We start from the raw sequence: 10,199 nt of genomic DNA on the forward strand, positions 1-10,199 counted from the left end.
GCAGTTTATTTGACCGCGTTTCCATTAGGATCTAACACACGAATTTGCATGGTTGCCGGCCCATTGTAGGTTGTTGGAAGCAAGCGGGCATAAACGCGATCGCTCACTTTGCTCCAAATGCCGCGAGGGTATTTACTATCTCCTGAATCGCTAGGTGCTTCACCCTGCAAAACCATTTCATTTTGTAACTGGTCAAAATTATCGCGATACCGCTGTAAAGCAGCGCGACCTTCTTGATAAGTTTTTAAGATTTGACTCATTTCACCAGGTAGCTGACCTAACACGCTATCAAAAGAAGGTACGCCGGGAATCGTGCTAGAAATCTGTCCCCATTTTGCCTGTAAATCTTCCCAAAAGCTGCGAGAAAGTTGCTGTTTAAACTCAGGCATAATTTTGTCTACAATGGCTTTGCTTTCAGGGGGCATATCCTCATACTTTACGCCTAACTGAATGTTCCAAGAAAGCACTTGAGCACTGTCATGAGGAATGCCTGCGGCAATATGTCGGGAATTGAGCGCTATTAAGGCATCAGCTTGCTTGCCTTTAATGGGGGCTAAAGGATAACCGACACTGGTTTGAGGGCCATAACTCCGAGGTTTAAAGCAAAACACTTGACCTGGTATTTCATAGTCTCCCGGAGGTAGCTGAACTTCTGGACTACCATTCGCCGATCGCAAGGCTTGTGAAAAGATTTGTAGATTGGCTGGATTTGCTTTGAATTCACCCCCAGGTGCCTCTGCAACTGTCGGGTAAATGTCTTTTATCCCTGTAGTGAAAGCGCGTTCATTTTCGACAAATCCGCCTAGCTGTCCAGCAATTTGAGTCAAAACAGCATCTTTGAGAATGTTACCTGCACCGCCTGGAACACCAGGAATATTAGGAAGGCCGGGGATGTTAAGTTGAGCAAGACGAGTGTTGCTTAAATGATGATTTACTTGAGTGTGACTGGCTAGCTGTTCGGTGAAATTTATGCTTTCTTTTTGCCTGAAATTTTTGGCATAAGTTTCAAATTTGCTCTCTAAGCTTTGAGCTAGGATCTCAGGCTTCAAGTTGCTGGTAGTGTTACTAAGTCCAGGATTCGGAGTCCAAGCAAAAGATTGCATACCAGGATTAGGTGGCTTACCTGTATAGCAACCATAACAAAAGTTTTGAAGTTGGTGATTTATTTGCCCACCTATAGCGCGTGCTGTAGCCCCTGGGTTTCTTGCTAGTAGCTTACAGCCTTCAGGATTTTTTATACACCAATCAGCAACAGCTCCGGTAGCTCCAGCAAGGGCTGCAAGAGGAGCCCATCTTGCAACTCCTGCTAATACCCTTGGTGGAATACATTGAGCAACAATATAAGGTTCTTGTTTGGGAAAAGAAGTAGTTGCCCATAATTGGCTATTATACTGGTTTTTTTGCGGATAAAAAGTATCACCCTTGTTTTTGTTTCTTCTTAACAGTTCCTCGATTTCTCGCATCTTCTCGAAAAATCTTTCCAAAAACATTTTTCTAGCTCCGTCAGCAGCGCCTTGAGCTTCCCCACCTTTCGTCCCTAGCTCGATATCAACTCTGTTCACGTTTCGCGGAGGATTGGGGAGGGATGTTTGATTAGTATTAGGTATTTTTGTCTCCTTTCTAGGGATATTTTTAACATTATTGAAAACTCTCTGAACACTCTGAAAAAACTTACTACAGTCAATCTGTGAGTTCAATATTACCTCTTGACTTGCTGGATAGCTATTTTTATCAATTGATATAGGGGAAAACTCCAGAAAATCTTGAAGAAAGTTATTACTTGCTAAAATTAAATTTTTGCCTTTGCTAAAAGTATCATTTATGAGGCTAATTCTTGGAGAAGTATTGGGAATTTTCCCTAAAGTGAAGTAAATTGCATTTGTGCTGTTGTGTTCATAAATTACTCCCCAAATAGCTTCACTATCTGTACTTTCTAAAACTTCAATACTTGAGTTTAAATCTTGAATATCTGCGACTAAAGCTTGTTCTTGGGGAATCTTACTTGCAAAAAAACTAGATGGTAATTGAGATTTTTGGCAGTTTTCACAGACAGAAAAAATGGGGTCATCACCAGTATTAGTAATTTTGACAGTCTTAGTAAAAATGAGAGAATCAGGTGAAATATCTGCATAAGCACTGTAAATCCAAATTCCCTCTACAAAACTAAAATTTGGTTGTTGCTGAATAGGTTGACTTGGATTAGGTTGATCAACTTGAGGTCTAGTTTCCGGTTGACCCGAACCCGGATTATCAAAATCAGGACGCAATGGCTGATTCGGCCCCGGATCTTGAGGAAACGGCGGCGCCTGCGGATTACTCCCAGCCGGCACACTCGGTGCATCATCAAACTCCCCCGGATCTCGCTGCACCAACCAATCCGAAATATTCCTTTCCATAGCAGGCGGAGTCGCCGCCACCACCCGATCGGACGAATTAACTAAATTCACCGTGCAAATAGTAGTATTAAAACTAAAAACCGTACAAAGTGCAGCCGATAAAGCCCGATTGACAATCGTACCAGGAGCCAGCAAAGCACTCATTAAAACTGCAAAAAAGCTGACAATACCCAGAGCAAAAAGACGAATACGACGCATAATTTACCTCAACTCAATGATTAAATAATGTTCCCATTAACCCTGTAGGGGCGGGTTCGCCTAGATATTCGACACCCATCCCAAAATTATGTAAACCCGCCCCCACCCCACCCATAGATCGAGAATTAATTGAATTTAACGGTGAGGCGGGAATAGTTATTCGGGGGTTATTGATTGGGTGGGGGCGGGTTTATTAAGATTATCGGTGGGTGGCAAAATCGATCGGTGAACCCGCCCCTACAACTCTAAAACGGCAAAAGTCTCCGAATTCCCCTCTGAATCACATCCTTAAATACCTCTTGAGCAAAATCTCCAAACCAACCCTGCGCTTCCCCAGGTTTTACCTCTTCCGCATCCGCATTTTCCGCAGGTTTCTCATCAACCTTCAAAGCAGATTTCTCCATCCCCACCTGCGACATCATCCCCACAAAAGTATTAATCGGAATCGCTGAATTAAACCCCGTTTTTACTTCTTCTTGCCTTCCCCCTGCCTCATTTTGCACTCGCCCAACTGTATCTCCCTGTCCGTGAATGCCAATCACTCGGCCGCTAACATCAAATACTGGCCCACCACTCATTCCCCGCCGCGTCACTGCGTCGTAACGCATCGTATATCCTTGATCGTTACTCGATCGCACATTAGTAACTTGCCCATTCGTAAACTGATATTCCCGTTCTTGACTTCCCACACCCGCAGGCAAAGGATACCCCGAAATATAAACCCCTGAACCGATTTCGGCTTCATCGGAATTACTAATCGGTGCAACTGAATATTCCTCGTCACTCTCAAACATCACAACTGCTAAATCCGGCCCGCTGTCATTATTCTGAAAACCTTTCACTTCCGTCACTTTATGCTCTTTCTTCTTAGAAGTAACAATCACGTACTCGGAATTAGGATTTATCACCACATGATTCGCCGTCAACACCGTGTAAATCTTGCCTTTCTTAGCAATGATTACCCCTGAACCGCCTTTATCGCTAGCTAGAGTATTATTAATTTGTACTGTAGTTGGAACGGCAATTCGAGCTACTTCTCTAGCCGTTTTTGCCATTGCGGGCTGACTGATTAAAACTGTTGCTACCACTGCCGTTCCGGCTAGAATGCCGGGAATGTAATTAGACCGATTAAAACCTAAATTCATAAACTAACTCCGTTGATAAGGTGAAACTAAATATCTTGCACTTTCTCGCCGATCCGACAGGGATTTTAATCCCTGTCTCAAAGCATAAGTCCACTTAAGTGGACTAAATATCCCATTTATTTCTTAGTCCGCGTAGGCGGACTTCGTTTTTGTAGAAGCGATTTCAATCGCCGAGTGACTGAAAAATTCAGTCCTCTTTAGAGGACTTTAGCTAAAAGCCCCGTGGATTTTAATCCCTGGCGGATAGTGGGTAATTCGCCGATCGACTGTAAGACGAAATAAATCGCAAATAGGTACTAATTGGAATTCCCCAACTAGAATTAACCATTTGCTCTAACATTGTCCCTGACGGTTCTGTTCCATCTTCAAACGCATACACTCCAAAATCTGGATCGCGATTTTTTACCCGCCCATTAATGCCAATTAATAACCCCTGACTGTTAAAAATTGGCCCGCCACTCATCCCGACAGCAATATCGTTTGTGTAACCCAAACGATAGCCTTGAGCGAGTGATTTTGGCGGCAGCACTGATACAACACCTTGAGTAAACCGAAATGCCCGAATTCCTTGGTCGAATGTAGTAGTTGAACTACCTCCCCGATACATCGGAAATCCTGCGGCAAATACAGGTGCTCCTACTGTTAATAAATCAGTGCTAATTCTGGTTACTTGATACTGAATGGAACTGCGAAATTGGACGATCGCCAGATCCGCATTTCCCAACTGCAACGGCGCTCCCAAAAGCCGATACTTCTGGCCGTCAGGCGCAATCATGGTATGCTGCTGGCTAAAAGCCACAACGTGCCAACTCGTCAGCACCGTATAAACTTGCCCCTGTCGCCGGACGATCGCCCCCGATCCAGAAGCATTCGGTGTTAAAATTCGCACCGTCATCAACCTCGCCAAGCGCTCAATATTGGCACTTTGACTATCAGCAACCCCATAATTCGTCATCACCGGTTGAGCGGCGATTCTTATTGGAAAAAGACTCGCCGCGATCGCACAAATTGCCACGATGCGTAGCAAATTGCTCACCTTAAAGCTCCCGCATTCCACCACCAGTGGGCTGTTGAGGTGCCGGCTGATTGTTAGCCGGTGCTGGCTGATTGTTAGCCGGCGCAGGAGGCGCTACAGAGTTGCCGCCTTCGTCCCCTAACCGCGGGCGCGCGTCAATGTAAGGCATCGCATCGCTTTCAGACAGGGCAGGCGCACCCGCTTGCCCCTCGCGCAACCCCATGAATTGATACAATGTGCGAACCGCGTCTTGACCTGGTTTGAGTGTATAAATCAAGCCGTCGCAGCGTGAGTTGACTTGACTAGCGGTGCAAATCACTCGCTGTCCGTTCATGTAGCCAACTGTCACAAACTTTAGCTGTTTGTTCTGGCGGAAGGTTTCCAAGCGCCCGCTAACTTCGCGGCAGCGCGTCATGGGATCGTAGCCAGAGTCGCGGAAGTAGTCGGAAACCCAGTTAATCCAAACCTCCCGTACCCCTTGGCGGTTTTGGTACACCGTGGCGGGTGAACCGGAGGAGGCATCGCACATAAAGCCTGACGTTGATTGGCTTTGGCTGGGTTTAGCGCTCAAAGCTAGGCTGCCGATCGCGATCGCCCCCGCTAAGACAGTTAGAAATTGTCGTTTAATCTCACTTTTCATCAACTTTACCTCACATTACAATTTGTTTCCTAAAACAACAGGCTGGGGGAAGTGGCAAAAAGATACAAAGTTCTTTGCCACTTCCCCCAGCCCCGCGAAACTCACATTCGTCACAGACTAGGCGCAGTGACTTGATATTCAGTAGTTTTTAAGGTCAAATGCTGTCGATATTCACAACCGTACAGCTACAATAGATACACTAATAGATACACTTGAGTTTTTTTCTCTATTGTTAATCATTATTGTAAATCCTTTTCAACAGCCTGTCAACGCCTCAATCAGAAATAAGTTTTTGGCTAGTAAAAGGTGGGGCGATCGCTATTTTTTTCACCGCACAGCGACGCGGATGGAAAAAGGGCGATCGCATTCTTGAGTAAAGTGCGATCGCTACAGCAACTCAGATTTATACTTGTTTTTGAAAGGCGCGTTAATATTGTGCCACTCGCCATTTAAACTTAATCTAGAGTAACAATCTCAAGGAACACAAAAAAATAATGCGTATTTTATTTGTATCCGCCGAAGCATCACCCCTCGCCAAAGTGGGCGGTATGGGCGATGTCGTCGGCGCTTTGCCGAAATTTCTGCGGCGCATGGGCCACGATGTCCGCATCTTCATGCCCTACTACGGTTTCGTCCCCGACAAAATGGACGTTCCCAAAAAACCTGTTTGGGATGGATCTGCCATGTTCCAAAGCTTCTCGGTGTTTGAAACTGTTTTGCCGGGAACCGATGTACCTTTATACTTATTACAACATCCATCTTTCTTACCGCGCCGCGTTTACGGCGGTGTAGATGAAGATTGGAGGTTCACTTTCTTTGCCAATGCTGCGGCTGAATTTGCCTGGAATCATTGGAAGCCCCAAATTATCCACTGTCACGACTGGCATACGGGGATGATACCTGTTTGGATGAGCCAAGATCCCGATATCAGCACGGTTTTTACTATTCACAATTTAGCTTATCAAGGGCCGTGGCGCTGGCGTTTGGAGCAGATGACTTGGTGTCCTTGGTATATGCAAGGTCACAATACAATGGCTGCTGCAGTACAGTTTGCCGATCGAGTAAATACAGTTTCGCCGACTTACGCCGAGCAAATCAAAACCCCAGCTTATGGGGAAACTTTGGAAGGTTTGCTGTCTTACATCGGCGGTAAAGTATCGGGCATTTTGAACGGAATTGATACAGAATCTTACAACCCAGCAACTGACAAGTACCTCCATCAACAATTTAGTGTTGATACTATTGAAAAGCGCCCCGCTAATAAAATTGCGCTGCAAGAAGAAGTCGGTTTGGAAGTGAATAAAAATGCCTTTTTGATCGGCATGGTGACAAGGCTGGTAGAACAGAAGGGATTGGATTTGATAATTCAAATGCTCGATCTGTTCATGGCCTATACCGACGCTCAATTTATTGTACTCGGAACGGGCGATCGCTACTACGAAACCCAACTCTGGCAAATGACAGCCCGCTATCCCGGTAGGATGTCCACCCAACTACTTTACAACGAGGCCCTCTCCCGGCGCGTTTACGCAGGCTGCGACAGCTTCCTGATGCCCAGCCGTTTCGAGCCCTGCGGCATCAGCCAAATGCTCGCCCTCCGCTACGGGTGCGTGCCAATGGTTCGTCGCACCGGCGGTTTAGTCGATACCGTTTCCCACAACAACCCGATCGACAATACCGGTACCGGTTACTGTTTCGATCGCTACGAACCCCTAGACTTGTTCACCTGCATGATCAGAACTTGGGAAGGTTTCCGCTACAAAGATAAGTGGAGAGAACTGCAACAGCGCGGCATGAGAGAAGATTTTAGCTGGGATATTTCGGCCCGGAAATACATCAACTTGTACAGCGATATTTTGGGACTGCAGCCCGAAGAAACCACATCGGCACCAGAGGCAGAATTGATCGTTGGTAAGGGTTAATTTTAGTAAGGTGCGTCAGTCGGTGTTTGATTCAACTTACATCTTGCACCATTCTCAAAAACGGGCTCTTCGGCCCGTTCCACAAAAGATAAATTTTCTTGTGGAACAGGCCGAAAAGCCTGTTCCTAAAAGACTAATTGAGAATGGTGCAACATATGAGATTCAACTGAATCGAAGGGCGGGCTGACGCACCCTACAGCTTAGTAAGGTGCATCAGTCAATCGATTTTAGATTTTAGATTTTAGATTTTAGATTGAAGCATTGACGCCACGGATAAATTCGGGGGCTTGTATCCTGGATGCTTTCAGTGGGTTTTTGATTCAATTTAATCGATCGACTGACTACGGACTACGGACTACTGCTACTGACTAATGACTACTGACTACTGACTACTGACTACTGAGAAATTAATCAAATAAATCGAGAGGTAAATGACCGTAAGTTCCACTAACTCCATCTTCTGAGGAAGATTGACAAGAAATCAAAACGCCCCGGTAAGTTCCGGGATAGCCGTCAACATAATACGACCCCTTCAAAGTATTGAACTTAATATAAACCGAACCAGCAAATGAAGTGACTGCATTGGGATCTAAAACAGCTTGATATCCCAAAGCTTTCAAATAAGCTTCTAAAGCTAAAAACCCCTCATCCGTCGAAGCAGCGCACACTCCCAACATTTGATAATCCGACAAACTTGCTACCAGCAAAATCGCTTGACGGAGTGCCTGTTTTTCCAGCGGCGATGCTACAGATTGCATATCCAGACAAGTGAAATCCTTGAGGATTTGGTGTGCTTCTTCAACAGTTAGGGTAGTCTGGTTTTGAGTAGACATGAATTGCTCTGATATTTCCCAAAATTACGATCGACACTGGGGGTACTCGTCAACGAATTTCTGCCCTTGCAACCCTCGATCGACGGCGGTAACACTTGCACAAGTCCTGATTATAGACCATTGTGTGCTCTGGCCATCAATTCGGGCGATCGTCTTCGAGGGCTGGGCCAACGCCGGAAGCGCACAAAAAAGCTAGTAGTTTTTACCCATGTTTTCAAGTTTAGATCAATCCGCGTTTTTTCAGCTTTGCTAGCGCATCTTCAGCCGCATTTTTCTCAGCATCTTTTTTGCTTTTGCCTTTACCTTCTCCATAGAGTTTCTCTGCAACATAAACTTTAGCGATAAATTCCGGCTTGTGGGGTGTGCCTCCTGCTTGGACTGTCACATATTTGGGGGGAGTCGTGTCACCGTTGGATTGTACCCATTCTTGAAAGCGATTTTTCGAGTCTACAGTCGATCGAGTTTCCACAACATTTTCTGGCACAGAATCAAACATTTGCCACACAAACTGGCTAACTTTGTCCATATCTTGCGTATCGAGATAGTAAGCGCCAATAAATGCTTCAAAAGTGCTGCTTAGCAAATTTGGGTTGGTAATTCCACCTTCTCGATAAGCTCCTTTTCCAAGGCGCATTTTTAAGTCTAAATTGATTTCAGTAGCAAATCGGGCTAATTGTTTTTCATCTACTAATGCAGAACGCCGGCGAGTCAGTTGGTCTTCTCCCATTTCTGGATGACGCTGATAGAGATATTCGCCGCTGAGAAAAGTCAGCAAAGCATCGCCAAGAAATTCTAAGCGTTCGTTGTCTTCTTCGCGGAATGTGGGGTTTTCGTTGACGTAGGAACGATGGGTTAGTGCTTGGCGCAGCAGTTTTTCATTTTTGAATTCGGGAAGGGTCATTTGTATTTCTTTTGTTGGATTAGTTAAGGGCATGGCAATTCTGTAATGGTTATTCTTTTTGGAGTTGGGTGTTATTATTTGGACATGAAAGAGCCGCAGATAGCGGTTGGTTTGGAGAATCTAGTTTATCAAATAAACAGGATTTTTGCTATCTGCGGCGAGGTAAATTTTAACAGATATTTGCCAGTTCTACTATTAGCCCGTTAGTCCGTCAGTCCGTCAGTCCGCCAGGGGTTAAAACCCCTGGCTCATAGCTAAAGTCCTCTAAAGAGGACTGAAAATGGTGTTTTTTTAACGGTAATTCAGTCGGTTTCAACCGACTTTAGCTATGAGCCAGGGAATTCATTCCCTGGCGGACTGTGCAACTTTATGCAGATAATCTGTCTGCTTCTATTACAAACAATTGCTGATCCTGCAATCGGATTTTTCCATCTTTCACGGCAGCCTTAACCAACTCGCTAAAGCGTGAAAATGTTTTTCCCTGATGTTGGCAGACAAAAGTTACTCCCTGATACTTGGGAAAAAGCTGCAACATTAGGTTGTTAATAAAACCTAATCCTGTACCCTTCCCTTTGCTTAATGCTGTTTTGATAGCTTCGATCAAATACTCAACAGCCTCATTGTAAGTGAGATGACACTGAACATTTTCTATTTGCTGCTGAGTCTTGGCTACTATCAAGCTAGGCAATTCATCAAGAAAGTGAAAATCACTACCTACAAGTTCTTTCAGCTTTTGTTTAACATTACCTCGCTGAGCAAAGACTATAACTTTTTTGCCACGATCTTTTAAATTGCGAACCAAGTTTACAAAGTCCCCATCTCCTGATACAAGGATAACTGTATCGGGAGGCCGATGGCTGTAAATATCATTAAGACAGTGAACCATCAATTGATTATCAGCACTATTTTTTAGAGGACAGGGAACATCGATACATTTAAAACCAAGGCTTTGCAGCTTGTTTTTTGCAGAGACTTGATCGGGACAGAGTGAATTGTAGTAGACTTTTGCCTCAATCAAGAGCCCCTCAAATTTGGTCAATTCTAGCAATAGACTACCTAGAATTTGAGTTAACGGGACTTAAACAAATTTTAAGCCCAAACAAAGCCTAAACTGGCTTTATAAGCGGAGAATACGTCCCAATTTTGGTT

Annotated in this window: 9 protein-coding genes; 2 read left to right on the plus strand and 7 right to left on the minus strand. The window is 44.8% G+C overall.

What is annotated here, in order from left to right:
* Window positions 1–5: 5 nt before the first annotated feature.
* The 4 genes from QUA88_RS24920 to QUA88_RS24935 all read right to left on the minus strand — a co-directional run bounded on the left by QUA88_RS24920 (window position 6) and on the right by QUA88_RS24935 (window position 5,394).
* Entirely contained in the window at window positions 6–2,594 is a 2,589-nt protein-coding gene (locus tag QUA88_RS24920; RefSeq protein WP_333274368.1) for a hypothetical protein, read from the minus strand.
* 245 nt (window positions 2,595–2,839) lie between these two features.
* Window positions 2,840–3,739 carry a serine protease gene (locus QUA88_RS24925; RefSeq protein WP_333274371.1) on the minus strand — a complete coding sequence of 300 codons (900 nt, stop codon included), beginning with the start codon at window positions 3,737–3,739 and terminating at the stop codon, window positions 2,840–2,842.
* A 229-nt stretch (window positions 3,740–3,968) separates the two neighbouring features.
* Complete coding sequence (locus QUA88_RS24930; RefSeq protein ID WP_333274374.1) at window positions 3,969–4,775, minus strand: serine protease; 807 nt, start codon at window positions 4,773–4,775, stop codon at window positions 3,969–3,971.
* Window position 4,776: 1 nt separating this feature from the next.
* Complete coding sequence (locus QUA88_RS24935; protein WP_333231225.1) at window positions 4,777–5,394, minus strand: COP23 domain-containing protein; 618 nt, start codon at window positions 5,392–5,394, stop codon at window positions 4,777–4,779.
* 229 nt (window positions 5,395–5,623) lie between these two features.
* Between QUA88_RS24935 and QUA88_RS24940 the strand changes: the two genes are divergently transcribed.
* Window positions 5,624–5,767, plus strand: coding sequence for a hypothetical protein (locus QUA88_RS24940; RefSeq protein ID WP_333155340.1), 144 nt, complete (start codon window positions 5,624–5,626; stop codon window positions 5,765–5,767).
* A gap of 121 nt (window positions 5,768–5,888) precedes the next feature.
* On the plus strand, window positions 5,889–7,316 hold the full coding sequence (gene glgA / locus QUA88_RS24945) for a glycogen synthase GlgA (RefSeq protein ID WP_333208138.1): 1,428 nt from the start codon (window positions 5,889–5,891) through the stop codon (window positions 7,314–7,316).
* A gap of 407 nt (window positions 7,317–7,723) precedes the next feature.
* Here the strand turns inward: glgA and QUA88_RS24950 are convergent, their stop codons facing one another.
* The 3 genes from QUA88_RS24950 to QUA88_RS24960 all read right to left on the minus strand — a co-directional run bounded on the left by QUA88_RS24950 (window position 7,724) and on the right by QUA88_RS24960 (window position 10,098).
* Complete coding sequence (locus tag QUA88_RS24950; protein ID WP_333231226.1) at window positions 7,724–8,149, minus strand: DUF1824 family protein; 426 nt, start codon at window positions 8,147–8,149, stop codon at window positions 7,724–7,726.
* A gap of 220 nt (window positions 8,150–8,369) precedes the next feature.
* On the minus strand, window positions 8,370–9,050 hold the full coding sequence (rnc, locus tag QUA88_RS24955) for a ribonuclease III (protein ID WP_333055885.1): 681 nt from the start codon (window positions 9,048–9,050) through the stop codon (window positions 8,370–8,372).
* 367 nt (window positions 9,051–9,417) lie between these two features.
* The gene (locus QUA88_RS24960; RefSeq protein WP_333231228.1) at window positions 9,418–10,098 is read right to left on the minus strand and encodes an NYN domain-containing protein; all 681 of its coding nucleotides are present in this window, start codon (window positions 10,096–10,098) and stop codon (window positions 9,418–9,420) included.
* Window positions 10,099–10,199 lie beyond the last annotated feature (101 nt).

It is taken from the genome of Microcoleus sp. D3_18_C2 (assembly GCF_036702395.1).
Lineage (GTDB): Bacteria > Cyanobacteriota > Cyanobacteriia > Cyanobacteriales > Microcoleaceae > Microcoleus.

Coding starts and splice junctions, on each gene's coding strand:
- QUA88_RS24920 (WP_333274368.1), bottom strand. CDS start 2,594: ATGCGTCGTATTCGTCTTTTTGCTCTGGGTATTGTCAGCTTTTTTGCA.
- QUA88_RS24925 (WP_333274371.1), bottom strand. CDS start 3,739: ATGAATTTAGGTTTTAATCGGTCTAATTACATTCCCGGCATTCTAGCC.
- QUA88_RS24935 (WP_333231225.1), bottom strand. CDS start 5,394: ATGAAAAGTGAGATTAAACGACAATTTCTAACTGTCTTAGCGGGGGCG.
- glgA (WP_333208138.1), top strand. CDS start 5,889: ATGCGTATTTTATTTGTATCCGCCGAAGCATCACCCCTCGCCAAAGTG.
- QUA88_RS24950 (WP_333231226.1), bottom strand. CDS start 8,149: ATGTCTACTCAAAACCAGACTACCCTAACTGTTGAAGAAGCACACCAA.
- rnc (WP_333055885.1), bottom strand. CDS start 9,050: ATGACCCTTCCCGAATTCAAAAATGAAAAACTGCTGCGCCAAGCACTA.